This window comes from Dyella sp. 01N448 (genome assembly GCF_056399225.1).
This window is the reverse complement of the sequence record NZ_JBFTQX010000005.1, coordinates 338,720-359,412: the sequence shown is the minus strand read 5'-3', so window position 1 is coordinate 359,412 and position 20,693 is coordinate 338,720. Positions and strand designations below refer to the sequence as shown.

Annotated in this window: 16 protein-coding genes; 8 read left to right on the top strand and 8 right to left on the bottom strand. The window is 64.9% G+C overall.

The genetic code is table 11. From position 1 onward, the window contains the following. Positions 1-50: 50 nt before the first annotated feature. On the bottom strand, positions 51-1,484 hold the full coding sequence (locus tag AC1DKY_RS11255; protein ID WP_441603259.1) for a lipase family protein: 1,434 nt from the start codon (positions 1,482-1,484) through the stop codon (positions 51-53). Between the two features lie 144 nt (positions 1,485-1,628). On the opposite strand from AC1DKY_RS11255, the gene AC1DKY_RS11250 reads away from it, so the two are divergent. Both AC1DKY_RS11250 and AC1DKY_RS11245 read left to right on the top strand, forming a co-directional pair. Further along, positions 1,629-2,384 (top strand): YdcF family protein, encoded by a 756-nt coding sequence (locus AC1DKY_RS11250; protein WP_441603260.1) that lies wholly within the window; start codon positions 1,629-1,631, stop codon positions 2,382-2,384. A 173-nt stretch (positions 2,385-2,557) separates the two neighbouring features. Then, positions 2,558-4,324, top strand: coding sequence for a chloride channel protein (locus tag AC1DKY_RS11245; RefSeq protein ID WP_441603363.1), 1,767 nt, complete (start codon positions 2,558-2,560; stop codon positions 4,322-4,324). A 54-nt stretch (positions 4,325-4,378) separates the two neighbouring features. Here AC1DKY_RS11245 and AC1DKY_RS11240 read toward each other — a convergent pair whose 3' ends face one another. Further along, positions 4,379-5,437, bottom strand: a complete 1,059-nt coding sequence (locus AC1DKY_RS11240) for an NAD(P)-dependent alcohol dehydrogenase (RefSeq protein ID WP_441603261.1) — start codon at positions 5,435-5,437, stop codon at positions 4,379-4,381. 174 nt (positions 5,438-5,611) lie between these two features. Between AC1DKY_RS11240 and AC1DKY_RS11235 the strand changes: the two genes are divergently transcribed. The 6 genes from AC1DKY_RS11235 (at position 5,612) to AC1DKY_RS11210 (ending at position 11,466) form a co-directional block, all read left to right on the top strand. Then, positions 5,612-6,550, top strand: a complete 939-nt coding sequence (locus AC1DKY_RS11235; RefSeq protein ID WP_441603262.1) for an AraC family transcriptional regulator — start codon at positions 5,612-5,614, stop codon at positions 6,548-6,550. A 67-nt stretch (positions 6,551-6,617) separates the two neighbouring features. Next, the gene (locus AC1DKY_RS11230; RefSeq protein WP_441603263.1) at positions 6,618-7,211 is read left to right on the top strand and encodes an HAD family hydrolase; all 594 of its coding nucleotides are present in this window, start codon (positions 6,618-6,620) and stop codon (positions 7,209-7,211) included. Positions 7,212-7,245: 34 nt separating this feature from the next. Then, complete coding sequence (locus tag AC1DKY_RS11225; protein ID WP_441603264.1) at positions 7,246-8,073, top strand: SEL1-like repeat protein; 828 nt, start codon at positions 7,246-7,248, stop codon at positions 8,071-8,073. 156 nt (positions 8,074-8,229) lie between these two features. Further along, entirely contained in the window at positions 8,230-9,027 is a 798-nt protein-coding gene (locus AC1DKY_RS11220; protein WP_441603265.1) for a CPBP family intramembrane glutamic endopeptidase, read from the top strand. Positions 9,028-9,066: 39 nt separating this feature from the next. Continuing rightward, positions 9,067-9,771, top strand: a complete 705-nt coding sequence (locus tag AC1DKY_RS11215) for a DUF4386 domain-containing protein (RefSeq protein WP_441603266.1) — start codon at positions 9,067-9,069, stop codon at positions 9,769-9,771. A gap of 132 nt (positions 9,772-9,903) precedes the next feature. Continuing rightward, positions 9,904-11,466: a S10 family peptidase gene (locus AC1DKY_RS11210; RefSeq protein WP_441603267.1), complete on the top strand. Its 1,563-nt coding sequence runs from the start codon at positions 9,904-9,906 to the stop codon at positions 11,464-11,466. A gap of 69 nt (positions 11,467-11,535) precedes the next feature. Here AC1DKY_RS11210 and AC1DKY_RS11205 read toward each other — a convergent pair whose 3' ends face one another. From AC1DKY_RS11205 to AC1DKY_RS11180, 6 genes are all read right to left on the bottom strand, one after another. Continuing rightward, positions 11,536-12,555, bottom strand: a complete 1,020-nt coding sequence (locus AC1DKY_RS11205) for a TraB/GumN family protein (RefSeq protein WP_441603268.1) — start codon at positions 12,553-12,555, stop codon at positions 11,536-11,538. A 177-nt stretch (positions 12,556-12,732) separates the two neighbouring features. Then, entirely contained in the window at positions 12,733-14,316 is a 1,584-nt protein-coding gene (locus AC1DKY_RS11200; protein ID WP_441603269.1) for an inorganic phosphate transporter, read from the bottom strand. A 133-nt stretch (positions 14,317-14,449) separates the two neighbouring features. Continuing rightward, positions 14,450-15,880 (bottom strand): aldehyde dehydrogenase family protein, encoded by a 1,431-nt coding sequence (locus AC1DKY_RS11195; RefSeq protein WP_441603270.1) that lies wholly within the window; start codon positions 15,878-15,880, stop codon positions 14,450-14,452. Between the two features lie 23 nt (positions 15,881-15,903). After that, positions 15,904-17,547 carry an acetolactate synthase large subunit gene (locus AC1DKY_RS11190; protein WP_441603271.1) on the bottom strand — a complete coding sequence of 548 codons (1,644 nt, stop codon included), beginning with the start codon at positions 17,545-17,547 and terminating at the stop codon, positions 15,904-15,906. Positions 17,548-17,630: 83 nt separating this feature from the next. Continuing rightward, entirely contained in the window at positions 17,631-19,013 is a 1,383-nt protein-coding gene (gene xseA, locus AC1DKY_RS11185) for an exodeoxyribonuclease VII large subunit (RefSeq protein ID WP_441603272.1), read from the bottom strand. Between the two features lie 117 nt (positions 19,014-19,130). Further along, a complete protein-coding gene (locus tag AC1DKY_RS11180) occupies positions 19,131-20,585 on the bottom strand; it encodes a phospholipase D-like domain-containing protein (protein ID WP_441603273.1) in 1,455 nt (484 codons plus the stop codon). Positions 20,586-20,693: the final 108 nt, after the last annotated feature.

Here is a 20,693-nt window from a genome sequence, read left to right as displayed (position 1 = left end):
TCCCATGTAACGCAGGCCATCGCCACTTGGGGTTTGGCCGTGCCCGGAGGTCAGGGGATGACGTCACCTGCTACAGGGTGCGAGAAATCCTCAGGCTCGCGTTGCTGGGTGAGCCGGAACACGCCTTCGCGCACGTGGCGTGGCAGCACCACGTCGAGCACGGTGGTCTGGTGCGGGGCGAGGATCAGGAACAGGTCGTCGCTGGAGGCCGAGCTGGCGATGGCGTGATGCACGAGTCCGGCCAGATCAGCCGGTTCGATCGTCGCGCTATAGGGCCGATGCCCGCTCATGGCGGCACGCAAGGTGCGCCGGCTGTTGTCCGGGTCGGCGACGCGTGCAGTGCCGGCCAGCAAGCCATGGTTGAGGAAGAACGTGATCACGTGTCCCTGCCGGCTGTTCGCCTGGCGGTCGAGCATGAAACCCTGTGGCATCCAGTCGGGGTTCGGCGGCAGGCCGGCCTCGAACAGCCAGCGTGCGCCAAGCAGCGGCTCACCCGCCTCGTCGGTGAGGCGAACCACCAGCATGCTGCGTGGATCGTGGATATGGACGCGGGGCGAGAACGGACCTACGGGCTCCTTTTCCACCCGCTCGGCGTCGCGCTGTGCATTTTGCGCATCGAAGGCGTCGCACAGTTGGTGGTAGCCGCCCACGTCGCGCACCTGCAGGCAGCGGAGCAGCGCGTCCACCGTCGCTTGCGGCGCGGCGGCCATCACGCCTTGCCCGAGGCCGGAGTGCGCTGCGCCCGGGATCAGCTTGAACGCGGTGCGCGGCGCGACCGTGGCATTGATGGCCAGCGTTGCGTCGTTGCTGCTGCCCTGGCGCGCGAGCACGGCGTGGCGCGCATTGAGATTGGCCGCCGCGATGCGTACGACGCCGTCCGATCCGTCTTCGCCGGTATAGCTGTTGATGTGGTCGTAGAGCGATCGATCAGGTCGGTCGCCGGTGAGCACGAAGAGGAACTGGCCGCGCTCGGCCGCATCATCGCCGTGGATATGATCGAGGTTGAGCGACAGCGATTCGCTGCTGCCCAGTTCCAGCCAGTCGAGTATGCGTTGCCCGGGTTCCACGCCACCGGCCCAGGCGCGCAGGCGGCTCAGCACGCCTTTGCCGAGTTGGGCGAGGGCGGAGCCGAAGTTCGCCGGCGCCAGCATCATCAGGTGGGTCAGGCGGATCGTGCTGAAGGCGTGCGGTCGTTCCCGCTGCGCGCGAAGCCACTCGCGCACGACGGGTCCGCCGGTGGAGTGGGTGATGCAAACGAAACTGGCGTCGTGCAGATGCAGGTCGCGCAGGGCGTGATCAAATCCACGCACGACGTCGGCCATGGTGACCACGTCATCGAAACTCACGTATTCCGATAGCCAGATGTCGGCCACCGCCAATGCGATGCCTGCGGATGCGGCCTGCGCCTGGAGACGCTGTGGCAGCAAACCATAGGTTGAAGTATTGGTGACGCTCCAGCCGTGCACGAAAACGAGTGTGGTCATGTACCGGTCCCTGCGGTGTCACATTGTCCGCTCGCCAGCATGCTGGCGTGTCCCCAGGCGACAGGTCGATCGACCCTGCGCTATCGCCTCGCCATAGCGTAAGGCCCTAAGATGCCATGCCTTTCCATGGAGCGGGGAATCCGCATGCTGGCCGTTCTGTTCGTGCTGCTGCTGTTGATCGTGTGGCTGTATCGCCTGCGCTGGCGCAAGACCGCGCGCGCGCTGTTGATCGCGAGCCTGCTGCTGTTCTTCGGCATCGGTTGCGGCGCACTGCCACGCTGGCTTTCCGACGGGCTGCAAGCGCCATACGAAGTCGATCCGGCGATTGCGTGGACGCCGCGCAATGCCATCGTGGTGCTTGGCGCGGGCACGGCGGTGGACGAAGGCCATCCGTTGCAACCTTCCTATTTCGTCAATGGTCGCCTGTTGCGTGCCGCCCAGCTTTATAGCGCGTGCAAATCCGCCGGCAAGGAGTGCCGCCTGGTGGTGAGCGGTGGCGATTCGCAAGACCACGGCGAGGCCGAGGCGGTGGTGTATGGCCGGGCACTTCGCGCGCTCGGCATTCCCGCGGCGGATTTGTCGATTGAATCGCGCAGCATGAGCACGTGGCAGAACGCGCAGTTCAGCCGTCCGATCCTCGCCGAGTACGCGCCGCAGCACATCGTGCTGGTGACCTCTGGCATTCACCTGCGTCGATCGCTGTTGTACTTCGCGCACTTCGGCATCGTGCCGCAGCCGGTGGCCGGCGACTGGGTCAATGCGCGCAGGGAACTGGCGCCCGACTCGTGGAACTTCATGCTGATGGATGCCTCGCTGCACGAGTACCTGGGCATCCTGCGTTACCGGGTCTACAACGTGCTGGGCTGGAATGCCCCGAAGGCGCCGCCGCTGGGTGCCTGAAGCGCCTGATAGCCGTTCATTTTCCAGCCAGCTACTGAGCGCGTATCGGCGTAACCTTGCGCGGCTTACTCACGCCGGTCGCTTCCATGCCCTCCGAACTGCCCACCGATCCGCACTCGCGTGCGGCGCTTCCGCTTGCCCCTTCGCTGGATCGGACGCTGACCGCGGCGCACATGCCGCGCCAATTTCGTCCGCTGGAGCGGCGCGTGCTGTGGATCTGTCTGCTCGCCATGCTGCTGGGATCGGCGGTGGCGCTGGTGGCGCGGTTACTGACCGCGTTGATCGGACTGGTTACCAACCTCGCTTTTTACGGGCGCCTCAGTACGGAATTCAGCAGCCCGGCAGGCAATCATCTGGGCCTGTGGGTGATTGCGGTGCCGGTGGTCGGTGGCCTGATCGTCGGCGCGATGGCGCGCTGGGGTTCGCGTGCCATTCGTGGTCACGGCATTCCCGAAGCGATGGAGCAGGTGTTGCTCAATGAAAGCCGGATTCCGCCGCGCATCACCTGGCTGAAACCGGTGTCGTCCGCCATTGCCATCGGCACCGGTGGTCCGTTCGGCGCCGAAGGACCGATCATCGCCACCGGCGGTGCATTGGGGTCATTGATCGGCCAGCTGTTGCGCGTCACGGCGGACGAGCGCAAGACACTATTGGCGGCCGGCGCCGCGGCAGGCATGGCCGCGGTGTTCTCCGCGCCGATCTCGTCCGTGTTGCTGGCGATCGAATTGCTGTTGTTCGAACGTCGCGCGCGTTCGCTGATTCCGGTAGCGCTGGCGGCGGTGATGGGCACAGCAGTTCGCTACCTGCTGGAAGGCAATGAACCGATGTTCCCGATGCCCGCCATCGCCACGCCGGCACTCAGCGCCGTGGTGGCCTACATCGTCATGGGCATCGTCACGGGCGTGGTCAGCGTCGGCATCACCAAGCTCACCTACGCCATTGAAGACGGCTTCGAGAAACTGCCGATCCACTGGATGTGGTGGCCGGCCATCGGTGGCGTGGTGGTGGGCGTGGTGGGTTACTTCATGCCGGCCACGCTGGGTGTGGGCTACGGCAATATCGCGGCGCTGATTGCCGGGCAGGTCGGGTTTGCCGGCATGCTCGCGCTGTGTCTGATGAAGCTGCTGTCCTGGTCGGTGGCGCTGGGCAGTGGCACTTCCGGAGGTACGCTCGCGCCGCTGTTCACCATCGGCAGTGCGATGGGCGGCGTGCTCGGCCTGCTGTGCGTGGACTGGTTGCCATGGCTGCAGGTGGATCCGCGGGTGGCGGCGCTGGTGTGCATGGCGGCGATTTTCGCGGGGGCGTCGCGCGCCTTCCTCACCTCGGTCGTTTTTGCGTTCGAGACGACCCAGCAGCCGCACGGCCTGCTGCCCTTGCTCGGCGCCTGCGCGGCGGCATACCTGGTTTCGGGTTTGTTGATGCGGAACACCATCATGACGGAGAAGATCGTCCGTCGCGGCGTGCTCGTGCCGGACGAGTACACGGCCGATTACCTGGAGCGCCTTGCTGTTGGCGAAGCATGCAGCCGAGACGTCGTGAGCCTGCGCGCCAGCGAGACGATTGGCGAGGTGCAGGCCTGGCTGTCGACGGAACATGCACCGGCCAAACATCAGGGCTTTCCGGTGGTGGACGAGCAGGGCCGCTTGCTGGGCGTGGTGACCCGCCGCGATCTGCTGCGCGCCGGCTCGCCGCTGGATGCGCAAGTGCGTTCGCTGCTGCATCGTCCGCCTCTCGTGGTGCGCGAAGACCACACGCTGCGCGAAGCCGCCGATCATATGGTGGAGGCCGACGTCGGCCGCCTGGTGGTGATGGATCGCCAGGGACGCCGGATGGTGGGCATCATCACCCGCGGCGATCTGCTCAAGGCGCATGCGCAACGACTGCGCGAAGCACATGAGGCCAGCCGTCATCTCGGCGGAAAAACAAAACCGGCCGTGTAAGGGCCGGTTTTGTGGGGCGTCCGGGCGGCTTGTGCTGCCCGGGTCAGTACATCATCAGGCAGCCTTGAGCGAAGCCATGTCGATCACGAAGCGATAGCGCACGTCGCTGGTGATGACGCGCTCGTAGGCGGCATTGATGTTCTTGATGTCGATCACTTCGATGTCGCTGACGATGTTGTGCTCGGCGCAGAAGTCGAGCATTTCCTGCGTTTCGGCGATGCCGCCGATGGCCGAACCCGAGATCGAGCGACGACCCAGCAGCACCTGCGCAGCGTTCACCGGAGGATCGAGCGGCTGCAGCTGGCCGACCAGGCAGATCACGCCATTGACGGCGAGCGTGGCCAGGTACGGGTTGAGATCGTGCGGGTTGGGCACCGTGTCGAGGATGAACTCGAACTGGCGCGACACGGCGGCCATCTGCTTCTCGTCGGTGGACAACACCACATGGTCGGCGCCCAGGCGGCGTGCTTCCGCTTCCTTGCCCGGCGAACGGGTGAACAAGGTGACGTCGGCACCCATCGCCTTGGCGAACTTCAGGCCCATGTGGCCCAGGCCGCCCAGGCCGATCACGGCGATCTTGCTGCCCTTGCCGATATTCCAGTGACGCAGCGGCGACCAGGTGGTGATGCCGGCGCACAGCAGCGGCGCGGCAGCCTTCAGGTCCAGCTTGTCGGAGATCGACACGACGAACTTGTCCGACACCACGATGCGCTCGGAGTAGCCGCCGAAGGTGGGCATCTTGTCGTGGCGATCGATGCCGTTATAGGTCCAGGTGGCGCCTTCAACACAGTACTGCTCGAGGCCGGCGTTGCACGAGGCGCAGTGCTGGCAGGAGTCGACCATGCAGCCCACGCCCACCGTGTCGCCCACCTTGAACTTGGTGACCTCGGGGCCGACGGAGCTGACGCGGCCCACGATCTCGTGGCCGGGCACCATCGGGTAGAGGCTGCCGCCCCATTCGTCGCGCGCCTGGTGGATATCCGAGTGGCAAACGCCGCAATACAGGATGTCGATCACCACATCGTTCGCGCGCGGATCGCGGCGTTCGAACTGGTGAGCGGCCAGCGGCGTGGTGGCGGACTGGGCGGCGTAGCCGCGGATGGAAAGCGTCATGGCATGACTCCTTGGGGACGGGACAGCAAGGCGAGGAGTATGGGCGCCCGGTGTATGGCCCGGGTAGCCGATTCCTGCGAGATGATTGCCTGATCCTGCAAGGTCGTGGCCCAGGGGCTCGCCATATGGCGGAGGAACAGGCAATCTCGTCCTGCAGAAATGGAACCTAAGTCCATGAATGAAAAACCTTCCGCTCCTGGCTCTTCGGCGCGACTGGCGCAAGATCGCGAGGAATTGACAGCCATCGTTGAACGATTGGCGGCGGCTGATGGCTTGCACACCACGGTTTGGCCAGCCCTGACGCTGTTTCGCGCCAACTCGGTTGGCGTGCCGACCTGCGCCATGTACGGCCCGGGTCTGGGCCTTGCGCTGCAGGGGGCGAAGCAGATCCTGCTCGGCCAGCAAACGTTCCTGCATGAGCCGGCCAACTACATGGTCAACGCGGTGGATGTGCCGGTGTCCTCGCAGGTGGTCCGGGCATCGGACGATGCGCCGTGCCTGTGCCTGACCTTTCGCCTGGATCTGCAGTGCATCCGCGAGCTGCTGCCCGGCGTGCAGTTGCGCCGCAGTGCCGTCGCGTCTGCGCCCGGTCTTTCGATGAGTCCGCTCGATGGCGGGCTGCTCGATCCGCTGCTGCGCCTGGTTCGCCTGCTCGATACGCCGCGCGACCTCGAGGTATTGGGTCCCTTGATCGAGCGCGAACTGCTGTACCGATTGCTGACGGGCGAGCAGGGTGCGTTGCTGGCGCAGATCGCCACGTCCGGCAGCCAGGGTCATCAGGTGTCGCGCGCCATCGACTGGTTGCGGCAGCACTACGACGAGCCCTTGCGCATCGAGGAGCTGGCGATGCGCGTGAACATGAGCACCTCCTCGCTGCATCACCATTTTCGCGCCATTACCGCGATGAGTCCGCTGCAGTACCAGAAGCAGCTGCGTTTGCACGAAGCGCGTCGCCTGCTGCTGGCCAGCCAGTGCGACGTCGCCACGGCGGCGCATCAGGTGGGCTATGAAAGTCCCTCGCAGTTCAGTCGCGAATACAGTCGCCAGTTCGGCGCGCCGCCCTTGCGCGACGTGGCGCGCCTGCGTCCGGCCGACGCCGAGTCGGTCGCCTGAGGGCACTTGACCTTCGCGTGGCAGGCATCGAGCATGCGCCGCGCTGACAACACGGCCAGGGAATGCCATGAATCTCGCTTTGTTCGATTTCGACGGAACCATCACCACGCGAGAGATGTTCCGGCCCTTCATCGAATTTGCCGTGTCGCCGCGCCGGCGCGCCCTTGGCGGCGCGCTGCTTGCCCCGATGGTGGCTGGCTACAAGCTTGGCTGGGTGTCGCCCAACCTCATGCGGCGCAGTGCAGTGCAGCTGGGTTTTCGTGGCGTGCCGGAAACGCATGCCCATGCACGCGGCGAGCAATTTGCACGCGATGTATTGCCGGGCGTGCTGCGCCCGCAGGCGCTGGAGCGCATCCAGTGGCATAAGGCGCAGGGCGATCGCGTCGTCGTGGTATCCGGTGCGCTGGACGTCTATATGTCCCATTGGTGCCGCACGCATGATCTGGAACTGCTGTGCTCCCAGCTTGAGGCGCGCGACGGCCAGCTGACGGGTCGCTACCGCGGCGAACAATGCGTGAACGCGGAAAAAGCGCGCCGCGTCCGCGCCGCCTATGATCTGGCCGCTTATCCCGTGGTCTATGCCTACGGCGATACGCCGGAGGATCAGCATCTGCTTAGCATCGCCCACCGTCGCTATTTTCAGTGGCAGGAAGTGAGCTGATCGATGGCTGGCGCCGGCTCTTCACATGGCGTGAATGGGTCTGGTCATGAAATGCGCGAGAGAGCTCTGGACACCCTCGGAGGCACTCATGAAGACGCAATGGATCGGTATCCTGGTCGTCGCGGTTCTTCCGCTTTCTCTGGTTACGAGCCATGCGGCATCCATGGACGACAAGGCGTCGCAGAAAGTCCTGGCCGCCATGGACCGCACGTCCACCTGGGGGCACCCCGATCAGTACGGCGAATTTGTCGGGATGCGCGCCTATGCAAGTGGCAACTACGCCAAGGCGATGAAATATTTCGAGATTGGCGCGCGCTATGCCGACAAGCTGTCTCAGCTCAGCATCGGCTTGATGTATTTGCACGGCGAGGGTGTCGCCAAGAATCCTGTCACCGCGTATGCGTGGCTGGCGCTGGGCGCGGAGCGGAAATTTCCGCGCTACGTAGCCACCCGCGATGCCGTATGGAATCAGCTGGACGCCAGTCAGCGTCAACAAGGAAGCGTGCTGTTGGATCAACTGTCCGGCGAGTACGGCGATGCGGTGGCGAAGCCGCGCATGGAGCGGGCGTTGCGCGAGGCCAGGACCGGGATGACTGGATCGTTGGTTGGCTACGGTGCGCCCGAGGTCAGCTCGCTGACGCTGGCACAGTTTGCGGCGGCCAACCCCTCCCTGGGCGACTTCACCGGGCCACTGCCGTCGTGCGGCGCTGAATCCATCGACGGCGCGCCCATCACGGGTTGCGGGAATATTTACGTGGCCTGGCGCTGGGACCCCAAGCAGTACTTTCGCATTCGCGATGCGGCCTGGTACGGCACGGTGACCGTGGGTGAGCTGGAACGGGATCAGGGCATACCGCACTGAGGCTACGGTTCGCGGATCAAAGACGTTGTTCGATCGCCCAGGCTTCGACGATCTCCCGGGCACGGGCGGGCGACGCTCTGCCCCAAAGGTCATTCTTGCGGTGAACCACGGGCCGGAGTGAGAGTAGGGCGTTCGTCCCATCGGCCAGGAGGGCATATGCAGGCGTCGCATCCCGCAGTTGTTTGGGCCAAGGCGGTCGTGGTGATCGCGGTGCTGTTCGCTGCGCTGTCCGTGCGCGACCTGACTTTGATGGTGGGCCTGAAGATTCCCGGCTTGCCCATGTCGTCCTTCGGCGGCTCCAGCATGGACAACCTGCTGGCGGTACTGTTGGCGCTCGTTGCCTTGCTGGCCTTGCGGTCGCGGCGGACCGGGCCATCGGTTCGGCGCCTCTTGGGTCTGCACTCGAACGGATGGAAGGCGCCGCTGCTGGTGCTGCTGGCCACGCTGCCGTTCTGGATCGGATGCGCGGTCACTGGCCAGTTGCAGGCGACCATCGACTGGCGGGACATCCTGTTTACGGCCTTGTTGTTTCCGCTGGCCGAGGAACTGGTGTTTCGCGGCTTCGGCTTCATTTTCGTACGTCGCGGCCTCGGGTGGCGGATGCTGCCGTCCGTGCTGGTGCAGGCCCTGGTGTTTGGCTGGGTGCATTGGGTGGGCATGCAGGACAGTGAGCTGGCTTTGCAAGTCTTCGCCATCACCTTCGTCGGCGGCATCGTGTTCGCGGTGCTCGATGCGATGGATGGTTACACGCTGTGGTGCGGCCTGATCTTCCACTGCTCGCTCAATGCCGCGTGGGATGTCTTCGATGTGGCGCCATCGGCCGCGACCGGCTGGCTGGGGAATGGCCTGCGTGTCTTTAGCGCGTTGCTGGCCATCGGGATGGTCTGGATGCTGCGGTGTCGGCAGGTGCAGGCAGGGCCATCAACATCGATGCCGGTTTCTGCATCCCGATAATCGGTACGATGAGTCACGCATCTCTGGGGAATGCATCCAATGACAACGCTCAAGCGTGACGCGCGTATTGCCGGTCTCATCTACCTGGCACTGACGATCACCGCGCCATTCCGGCTGATCTATATCCCGAACACGCTTTTTGTCCACGACAACCCCGCCGCGACGGCCGGCAATATCGCAGCGCACGAGTTGTTGTTCCGGCTCGGCATCTTTGGCGATCTGCTGACCGGCGTGATCAGCCTGTTGCTGACGTTCACGCTCTACCAGCTGTTCAAGGGCGTCAACAAAACCTTGGCAGGGCTGATGTTCGTGCTGGGCTTCATGGATACGCCGCTGTATTTCTTCAACGTGCTCAATGATGCGGCGGCACTGCTGCTGGTCAAGGGCGGCCCGATTCTGGCAGCGTTCGAGCAGCCCGAGCGCGAGGCGCTCGCGGCGCTGTTCCTGCGCCTGCACGGCATGATGATTTCGTGTGCCGAGATGTTCTGGGGCTTGTGGCTGTTCCCGCTGGCGCTGCTGGTGATCCGCTCGCGCTTCCTGCCGCGCTTTCTGGGCTACTGGCTGATCCTCAACGGCTTCGCCTATCTGGCTTTGTGCGTGACCGGCGTGGTGTTRCCGGCGTACGAAGACCTCATCTCGAAAGTGGCTTTCCCGCTCCAGCTGGGCGAGCTGGCCTTCGTGTTGTGGATGGTAGTGATGGGGGCGCGGCCGCGCGGCGATGTTGCCGCGGTGCCTTCGACCTAAGGCGTCGGCTCGCATCGCAAGGTCTTGACCCTGTCTTACGGCACTGGTCACCCGGTGCCGCATGACGCATCTATGGTGTTTCGCCCGCGCGATAGCCGGTCGAGTCCCATGAGTCCCTGCGTGAGAGTGTCGATGAATCCTGATTTGGCTGTACGAGGTCGTTTCGCCCGTGTGGGGCGTGGAGCTGCGTGGTGCGCAGCGGGTGTGTTCGCGCTGGGCCTGGCCTTGTCGCCGTGGTCCGCCATGGCCGCCGAAGGCAAGGATGCCAAGCCCGCGGCCGAAGCCGCCGACAAGAAGTCCGACAGCGACCTGCCGCCGCTGCCCGCCGACAAGACCATCAAGCAGAGCGTGCGCGTAGGCGGCCGTACGCTGTCCTACGAGGCGACCGTGGGCACCATCGAGGTGCGCAACGCCAAGGGCAAGAAGATCGCCGACGTGGTCTACACCTCGTACGTGGTGCCGGGCAACGACCCGCACCGTCCGGTGACCTTCGCCTTCAACGGTGGTCCGGGCGCGTCGTCGGTGTACCTCAACATGGGCGCCATTGGTCCCAAGCGCATTCAGTTCGGCGTGGATGGCGATGCGCCGTCCGATGCGGCGATCACCAAGGACAATCCCAACACCTGGCTCGACATGAGCGACCTGGTGTTCATCGATCCGGTCGGCACGGGCTTCTCGCGTTCGCTGGAAGACGATGAGCAGACCAAGAAGGATTTCTACTCCACCGAGGCCGACATCAAGTATCTGTCGCGCGTGGTGTACGACTGGCTGGTCAAGCACGGCCGCCTGCGCGCGCCCAAGTACGTGATGGGCGAGAGCTACGGCGGCTACCGCGCCCCGCGTATCGGCTATGAGCTGCAGACGCGCATGGGTGTGGGCGTGAATGGCCTGGTGATGGTGTCGCCGTATCTCGATCCGGCCGCCATCGGCGATGGCGATGCCTTGTCGCCGCTGCCGTGGATGATCAACCTGCCGTCGATGACCGCGGCGCGCCTGGAAAGCCAGGGCAAGCTCACGCCGGCGGCGATGAACGACGTCGAGACCTATGTGCGCACGCAGTTCGTCACCGACTTCCTGGCCGGCCGTTCGGACCCGGGCGCGATCGGTCGCATGGTGCAGAAGGTGTCGGCGTATACGGGCCTGGATCCGGCCGTGGTGTCGCGACTGGATGGCCGTGTCGACATCGCCACCTACCTGCGCGAAATCCATCGCAACGACAAGAAGATCGGCAGCGTGTACGACTCCAACGTCACCGCCTTCGATCCGTTCCCGGGCTCGGCCGATCGCCAGTCGGGCGATCCGATTCTCGAAGCGCTGCTGGCGCCGACCACCAGCGCGATGGTGGATTTCGTGACACGCGAAGTGGGCTGGAAGACGGACGCGCACTACGAAGCGTTGTCGTACGCCGTGAACAAGGCCTGGGATCGCGGTAACGCCGACGACAAGCCGGTGGCGGACCTGCGCAAGGCGATCGGCAACGATCCGAACATGAAGGTGCTGATCGTGCACGGCTACAACGACTTGTCGTGCCCGTTCTTCACCTCGCGTCTGATCATCGACCAGATGCCGACGTTCGGCCAGGCGCAGCGCGTGAAGCTGGCGGTCTATCCGGGCGGCCATATGTTCTACAGCCGTCCGGGCAGTGCCGAATCGTTCAAGGCCGACGCTGCCACGCTCTACCGCAGCAGCAAGTAAGCTTATCGATGCACCAGAGCGGGCCGCGCCTCTCAAAGGAGCGCGGCCTTTTCTTTGCGCCGGCCAGACTCAGAGCAGTGTGTTGTCCGGCTGGCGCACGATGTAGCCGCGCGCCTTGAGCTTGGCCAGATAGCCGTCCGTCGACAGCAACTGCTCCATCGACAGCACGGCGACCGTCTGCCGGTTGCGGATCAGCGCGGCCTCGGCGGCATTCATCCAGGCCGACTCGATGCGCTGGGGCAGGTCGGGAATATTGAGCTGCTTTTCGAAATCGCCGTTGATGGCCGACACGATGCAGGGCTCGTAGTTCTTTTGCGGCATCAGGCTCTGCAGGGTCTTCATGTCGCCGGTGGCCCAGGCGTTGGCGCGCTGGGTGAGCTTGGGCATGTCGTGCTCGACCAGTTGCATGGTCTCGTCCAGGCAGGCGATGCCATTCTGCTGGTCCTGGTCGATGCTGGTACTGGGCGGCGCCCGCGTGACCAGCAGTTCATAGCGCACGGCGATCACGCGGTTGCCATGCTTGCGCGCGAGCTTCTCCACCATGGCGGCCACGTCGATCTCGTTGCTCAGGTCGTCCTTGGCCAGCGCTTTCTCATAAAGCTGCTGGGCGACGATCATCGGGCGCATGAATTCCAGCGCATCGTCGTCTTGCAGATACTGATGGCGCAGCGCCAGCCAGCGCGTATACATCTCCGGCGGCAGCAGGCGCTGCAAGGTGGCGCCGCCCGGATTGAGCTTGGCCGACGGCTGCAGGGCAAGCCGGGAAAACAGGCTCGACGGCATCTTCAGGCGTGCGGAAGGGGCTTCGAGCAACTCCGATGAGCGGCCCAGCGCTTCCTCCAGTTTGGTCCATTGCCACTCTGCGTGTTTGGGCAGCGGCGACAGCGTGCCGACGATCCACAACACATGGTCGCCGCGTCGCACTTCCCATAACTCAGGGCCGGGTTGCTCGCCGCGTACGGTCACCGTCTGCAAGTCGACTGCGGCCGCTGGCGCGGGCGTCGTGGCGGCGGGTGTGGGGATGTTCTGCGCCTGCGCGCCGCTGATAAACAGCAACGCGCCAAGCCATAAGGCAGTTCTTGCGTGCATCCGGCAAGCTCCTTGAAAGGACGCGACGGCTAAAGCCCGCCAAGGCGGGCTCCCTGTTGCCATGATAGCCGTGCTTGCGACGCCCGATGCGGTGCGCGGAGGCGGCCATGGCCATCCGGCGTGGACGGTCGGTGCACTCCGGAGGGAGCCGAAACGACGCCTTAGCTACCTAAACGCTCAAAAGACCTGGCGGAAGACAATGTACAAGCCGCCGGCCAGCAGGATCGAGGCGGGCAGGGTGAGGATCCAGGCCATCAGCAGGTTGCGCACGGTGGCCCATTGCAGGCCCGAACCGTTCGCCGCCATGGTGCCGGCCACGCCCGAGGTGAGCACGTGGGTGGTGCTGACCGGCAGGTGGTACATGTCGGCCGCCTGGATCAGCGTCATGGCCACCAGCTCGGCGGATGCACCCTGCGCATAGGTGAGGTGCTCCTTGCCGATCTTCTCGCCCACCGTCACCACGATGCGCTTCCAGCCCACCATGGTGCCTAGGCCGAGCGCGAGCGCCACGGCCACCTTCACCCACGGCGGGATGAACTGGATCGCCTGCGTGGCCAGTCCGCGCCAGCTGGTGAGCGTGGCGGTCTGCTCCTTGCTGAGGCCCGGCTGTGACAGCACCAGCGGAATGGCGGCGTTGGCCAGGTAGATGTCGTTGCGCACGTTGCCCATCTGTTCCGGCGGCACCGACTTGAGCGAGGTGCGATTGCCGACTTCATGGTCGATCTGCGCGATCAGCTGAGCCAGCGCAGGCGCCGTGCTGGGCTGGGCCGTGCGCTGCTGCACGGCGGTGGTGATGACGGCGCGCGGGTCGCCGTCGAAGGTCACGCTGCCGGCGAGGCTGCCGAGCACATGCTGCGTATCCACCGACACCTGGTGGAAGGTCTTCACTTCGCCACCCGACACCGCGCCGTTCAACGCGTACGCCGTAGGCACCGTACCGATCAGGATCAGCATGATCAGGCCCATGCCTTTCTGGCCGTCGTTGGAGCCGTGGCTGAAGCTCACGCCGGTGCAGGTGAGCACCAGCAGGGCGCGGATCGGCCACGGCGGCGGCTTCTTGCCTTCGGGGGCGCGATAGAGCGCGGGAATCTTCACCAGCGCCTTCAACAGGTACATCAGCAGGCCGGCCAGCAGGAAGCCGGCGATGGGCGAAAACACCAGGCCGCGGAACACGTTCATGGCGGCATCCCAGTTCACGCCGCTGGTGCCGCTGTGACCGGAGATCAGCTGATTGGCCAGGCCGACACCGATGATCGAACCGATCAGCGTGTGCGAGGAGGAATTGGGCAGGCCGAAATACCAGGTGCCAAGATTCCACAGGATCGCGGCAATCAACAGCGCGAACACCATGGCGAAACCCGCCTGTCCACCCACCTGCAGGATCAGCTCCACTGGCAGCAGCGAGACCACGGTGAAAGCCACCGCGCCGGAGGACAACAACACGCCGAGGAAGTTGAAGGCACCGGACCAGATCACCGCCATATTGGCCGGCATGGAGTTGGTGTAGATCACGGTGGCCACCGCGTTGGCGGTGTCATGGAAGCCGTTGACGAATTCGAAGCCCAGCGCGATCAACAGCGCGACGCCGAGCAGGAGAAACGGTGCCAGCGATTGGGAGCGGACCGCCGAGAGGTCCTGCACCAGATGGAGTCCGGCATAACCGGCGCCGATCAACAGGATCACCACGAAGATCAACGCAAACAGTCGACCCGATCCCTGGCGTGCTGGTGCGGCGGAGACGACTGCGGCTTCGGTCTGCATGACATGCCCTCGGTGTCGGTCTCCCGCAAGCTAAGCACTGGCGCAAGACAGATACGTGACAGTCAGAGGGCGGTCCGCCGCGCCTGCATCGGTCAACGCAAGGGCGCGGCGGCTGGCCGGATGAGTCGGGAAATCAGCGCTCGCGCATGACCATGAGACGCACCTCGGTCATGTCCTCGATGGCCCAGCGGATGCCTTCGCGGCCGATGCCGGAGAGCTTCACGCCGCCATAGGGCATGTTGTCGACGCGGAAACTCGGCACGTCGTTGACAACGACGCCGCCTTGTTCCATCTCGTTCCAGGCGCGCATGGCGTGGGCCAGGCTGTCGGTGAAAATGCCGGCCTGCAGACCGTATTCCGAATCGTTGACCAAGGCCACGACCTCGTCGAATTTCTTGAAAGGCGCGAGCAGGGCGAACGGACCAAACGCTTCGTTGCGATAGGCCTTGGCGCTGGTGGGCACGTTTTCCATCAGCGTGGCCTCGAGCATGGCGCCGTTGCGCTTGCCGCCGCACAGCAGCTTGCCGCCGGCCTTGCGCGCTTCCTCGATCCAGCCCTGCAGGCGTTCGGCAGCTGCCTCGTCGATCATCGGGCCGAGAAAGGTGTCTTTCTTTTTTGGATCGCCGGCCTTGAGCTTTTTCACGGCGGCCACCAGGCGCTTTTTCACTTCGTCATACAGCGACTCGTGGATGTAGATGCGCTGCACGCTGATGCAGCTCTGGCCGGACTGATAGAGCGCGCCGAACACCAGGCGGTCGATCACATAGTCCATGTGCGGACCTTGATCCGCATCGACGATGCACGCGGCATTGCCGCCCAGTTCCAGCGTCACCTTCTTGTGGCCGGCGCGGGTTTTCAGATCCCAGCCGATCTGGCTGCCGGTGAAGGAGAGCAGCTTGAAGCGCGGATCTTCCACCAGCGGATTGGCATGCTTGCCATCGAGCGTGAGCACCGAGAACGCGCCCTTGGGCAAATCCGTTTCGGCCAGCACTTCGCCGATGATCAGCGCGCCGATCGGCGTGCGCTCGGCGGGCTTGAGCACGAAAGGGCAGCCGGCGGCGATGGCCGGCGCGACCTTGTGCGCCACCAGGTTCAGCGGAAAATTGAACGGCGTGATGAAAGACACCGGTCCAAGGGGCACGCGCCTGGTGTAACCGTGATAGCCGTCCAGACGCTTGGCGATCTCCAGGTTGATCGTTTCGCCATTGGTGCGCACGGCTTCTTCGGCGGCGATGGTGAAGGTCTCGATCAGGCGCTGTACTTCGCCGTCGGAATCCTTGATCGGCTTGCCTGCTTCCACGCACAGCGCATAGGCCAGTTCTTTGCGTCGCTCCTGGAAGCGTTGCGCGCAATGCTGCAGCACCTGTTGCCGCGCCCAGGGCTTGAAATCCTGCATGGGTCGGGTGGCTTTCACCGCGGCGGCGATGGCTTTCTCGGTGGCCTTGGCATCGGGTACGCACACGCGCGTGGCGACCTTGCCGCTGTATTTGTCCAGCACGTCCATCATTTCCTTGGACGTCTGCGGCTGGTTGGCGAGGTAATACGGATAACTCTTGGCAAGCATGGATGACCCCGATCCGTGGATGCTCAGACGGCGGCGCTGAGCTTGGGAATTTCTTCGTTGAGAATGCGGTGATTATCGGAATAGTCGATCATCAGATCGATCAGGTGTACACCGCCGGCGTTGAAAGCGCGTTCCAGCGTGGGCAGGAATTCCTCGGCGCTGCCGGGGCGATGGCCGCGTGCGCCATGGGCTTCGGCAAAGGCGACGAAATCGGGGTTGCCAAACACCATGCCGTAGTCGGCGTAGCCCATCTCGGCCTGCTTCCACCGGATCATGCCGTAGGCGTCATCGCGCAGCAGCAGGATCACCAGGTCCTGTTTCAGGCGCACACAGGTTTCCAACTCCTGCGCATTCATCATGAAGCCGCCATCGCCGCAGATGGCGAGCACCTTGCGCTCGGGATAGACCATCTTGGCCGCCATCGCCGAGGGCAGGCCGGCGCCCATGGTGGCGAGCGCATTGTCCACCAGCACGGTGTTGGGCTGGCGCGCACGGTAATAGCGCGCGTACCACAGCTTGTACATGCCGTTGTCCAGGCATAGCACGCCATCGTCGGGCATGAAGCGGCGCGTGTCGTCGACCACGCGCACCGGGTGCATCGGGAAACGGTTGTCGCAGGCGTGGTCTTCCAGTTGCTTGTGGAACGCGTCGCGCACGCGATCGAAATAACTGAAGTCCCAGTGCTCCTGCGCCTGCAGCGCATCGGTGAGGCGTTCGATGGTGTGCGCGATATCGCCTACCACTTCGATCTGCGGGAAATAGACCGCGTCCACTTCTGCGCTGGAAAAATTGATGTGGATGACGGTGCGGCGGCCCTTGCGCATGAAGAATGGCGGCTTTTCCACGACGTCGTGGCCAACGTTGATGATCACGTCGGCGGCATCGATGGCGCGATGGACGAAATCGCCATCGGAGAGCGCCGCATTGCCAAGCCAGAGCGGGTGATCTTCATCGACCACGCCCTTGCCCATCTGGGTGGTGAAGAACGGAATGCCCAGCTTGTCGATGAAGTCGCGCAGCGCCACGGTCGTGCGCTGCCGGTTCGCGGCAGCGCCAATCATCAGGATGGGATGCTTCGCGCGGGTGATCGCTTCGGCGGCTTGCACCAGTGCCGCATCGTCCGGTGCAGGGCGGCGCGCATATTCGGTGGGCAGCAGGACGGCGTCTTCGACGGTGTCGCGCGCAATGTCTTCCGGCAGCTCCAGATGCACAGCCCCGGGACGTTCTTCCTCGGCGCGACGAAAGGCTTCGCGAATGCGGGCCGGTATGGTCTGGGCCGATACGATCTGGCGTGTGTACTTGGTCAGCGGCTGCATCATGTCGACCACGTCGACCAGCTGGAACAAGCCCTGCTTGTGCTCGCGGATCGGCTTCTGGCCGGTGATCATCATCATCGGCATGGCGCCGAGTTGGGCGTAGGCCGCGGCGGTGACCAGGTTGGTGGCGCCAGGGCCCAGCGTCGCGAGGGCGACGCCGGCTTCGCCGGTGAGCCGTCCCCAGGTGGCGGCCATGAATCCGGCGGCCTGCTCATGGCGAGTCACGATAAGGCGAATGGAGGAGTCGCGTAGTGCTTCGACGAAGTCGAGATTCTCTTCGCCCGGCACGCCGAAGATGCTGTGCACGCCCTCGGCTTCCAGTGCTTTCACGAACAGTTGCGCCGCCTTCATGCCTCGCTCCTCGTGCTGAAGGCGCTGAGCATGCGGCAGGGATCGTTCACGTCGCGTGAGGCGGTGACGCGCCCGGGACGCGGCTAGCGCTTGCTGGTGGAATCATCCTTGCGCACGACCAGGGGCAGCTCGCCATCGGCAAGTCGTGCGCGTAACGGCGTGCCTTCATCGATACCTTTGGACGATCGCACCACCACGCCGTTTGCATCGAAAATAATCGAATAACCGCGCTCCAGCGTGGCCAGCGGGCTGATCGCATGCAAGGCGCGGCCGGCTTGTCGCAAGTTGAGGCGTTCGCGTTCCATCCTGCGTTCGATGGTGCTCAGCAGGCGCTGACGCAACTCGCCGAGGCGACGCTCGATCAGCATCAGGCGCAGTCGCGGATGTTGTGCGAGCAGTCGCGCATGGGTGCGCTCCAGCGCGTTGCGTCGCCGCTGCGATTGTTCGCGCTGCACGCCGAGCAGGCGCCGATGCAGATGCAGCAGTCGTTCGCGATCGCGCGCCAGCCGTGCCTGCGGGCGCTGGGCCTGCAGGCGGGCGAGCAAGTGGTCCACCCGCTGGATGCGCGCCTGCAGGCGACGCTGTTCGAGCGTGCTCAGTCGCTGCTGAAGTTGCTGCAGATGGCGACGCTGGGCGATCGCATCGGGCACCAGCAGTTCGGCTGCGGCCGAGGGAGTAGGCGCCCGAAGGTCGGCCACGAAGTCCGCGATGCTGAAATCGATTTCGTGACCGACCGCGGACACCACCGGCACGGCGCTGGCATAGATCGCCCGCGCCACCTGTTCGTCGTTGAAGGCCCAGAGATCTTCCAGCGATCCGCCGCCGCGCGTCAGCAACAGCACGTCGTAGCGCCCGCTGTTCGATGCCTTGCGCAACATCTGCACGATGGCTGGCGGCGCTTCGCGACCTTGCACGGGTACGGGCAGTACATCGACCTCGGCCAGCGGCCAGCGTCGCGACATCACGCTCAGTACGTCGCGGATGGCCGCGCCCGTGGCCGAGGTAATGACGCCGATGCGCCGCGCGTAACGGGGCAGGGCACGCTTGCGTGCCGCGTCGAAGAGGCCCTCGGCATCCAGGCGCGCCTTGAGCTGTTCGAACTCGCGCTGCAAGGCACCTTCGCCAGCGGGCTCCATATGTTCGGCCACCAGCTGGAATTCGCCGCGCGGCTCATACAGGCCCACCCGTGCCCGCACCAGCACATGCATGCCGTCGGCGGGGCGGAATTTCAGCCAGGTGCTCTTGGGCCGGAACATGGCGCAGCGCACCTGGGCGCCGGCGTCCTTCAGGGTGAAATAGATATGTCCGGAAGCGGGGCGGGCGACGTTGGACAGCTCGCCTTCGATCCAGATCAGCGGCAGCGCATCTTCCAGCAGGTCCCGCACCAGCCGGTTGAGCGTGCTGGGCGTGAGGATGTGGCGCGGCGGACCGGCCTGGTCGTTGCTGGTGTCATCTGGCGAGCGCATGAAGGGGTGAGCCTAACATGAGTTCCGGCTGGCGAATGCAGGGATTACATCCGCTTGGGTCACTTAGCGCAGCCTGGGACTCAGGCATGCGGTCTATCTATATGGTTCTGCTTAAGTTCATGCTTGATCATCCGGCTCGCCGGCCAGCTGCTGGTGCCGACGCCGCGTGCGCCAGGCCCGGATGCCGAAGTTGAGCGCGAACCATGCGGCCACCACACCCAAGGGCCAGGCAATCACGGCGGGCCACAGGATAGCCACCACGGCGATCACTGCAAGCGCCAGGGTGCCGATGATCAGCGGCCCGGACGCGGTGTCGCCCAGCACGCGCCGATCGGTCAGGGCGGCGCCCACCGTATTGGCGATGCGCAGCGCGCCGGCCGCCGCACGCCCCGAGCTGCCGCCGACATGGCGGGGACGCTGCGCAGGCCGGGTATGGCTTTGCACATGCTCGCCCTGGCGCCGCCAGCGGCTGGGTGCCAGCACGATCTCGGTGGCGTTCTCAAGATCGCGCTCGTACTGCGTCGCCAGTTGTTCGGCAAAATCGGTGTCTTCGAACGCCACGTCGATCTCGCGATTGCTCAACCAGCTGGCGACGTTGAGGTTGGATGAACCCACGCGCGACCACAGACCATCGGCCACGGCGGTCTTGGCGTGCAACATCGAGCCATTCCACTCGAACACGCGCACGCCGGCTTTCAGCAGGGGGCGGTAACCCGAACGCGACATGCCCGCCACCACGGGGATATCGCTGCTGCCGGGCACCAGCAGCCGCACGTCCACGCCATCGCGAGCGGCCGCTGCCAACGCCTGCACATACGGAGCGATGCCAACGAAGTAGGCGTCCGTCAGCCATAGCCGCTCGCGCGCCATGGCGGCGATCAGCTGGTCGAGGCGGTACATGCCGGCGGTTTGCGGTTGGGTGGCGATCAGGCGCAAGGCCACCGAACCGGCCTCGCCGGCAACAGGCGCAGCCGTGAAGGGGCCCAGCGGCGTGCCGATGCTCGACCAGCTTTCGACGAAGGCGTTCTCCAGTTCGGCGACGACCGGACCACGCAGGGCCACGCCGGTGTCGCGCCAGGGGTCCACCTGTTGCGACGGATCGCCCAGCCATTTCTCGCTGATGCACACGCCGGAAAGAAAACCATGCTGCCCGTCGACCACGAGCACTTTGCGGTGATCGCGGCTCACCCAGCCGAACGGCTTGCCCAGCTGCGGCGGGTTGAAGGAGCGCACCTGTCCGCCGGCAGCGCGCAACGGCGCCCAGAAGCGATCGCGCGACTGCCCCTTGCAGCCCAGCCAGTCATACACCACGGCCACGAACACGCCGCGTTGCGCACACGCCACCAACGCTTCGCGAAACTCCTGTCCGACCGCGTCGTCGCGAATGATGTAGTTCTCCAGCAGCACGCGCTCCTTCGCACCGCGGATGGCAGCCAGCCAGGCTTCGTAATGCGCGGCGGCATCAATCAGCAACCGGGCGTGGTTGCCCCCCATCAGGGGCGCGCCAGCGGCTCGGCTCAACGCCTGTTCGGCCAGCAGGCGTGCATGGGTGGAGGCGGTGGGTCGGTTCATGGCGTCAGTAGGGCATGCCGGCGGGTCTTCTTCAAGCCGCATTCACTTGGGCCATGCGACCAATACGCTCCATCATCCGGTCATGTCGCTCCCATGAATTCTCTGTCA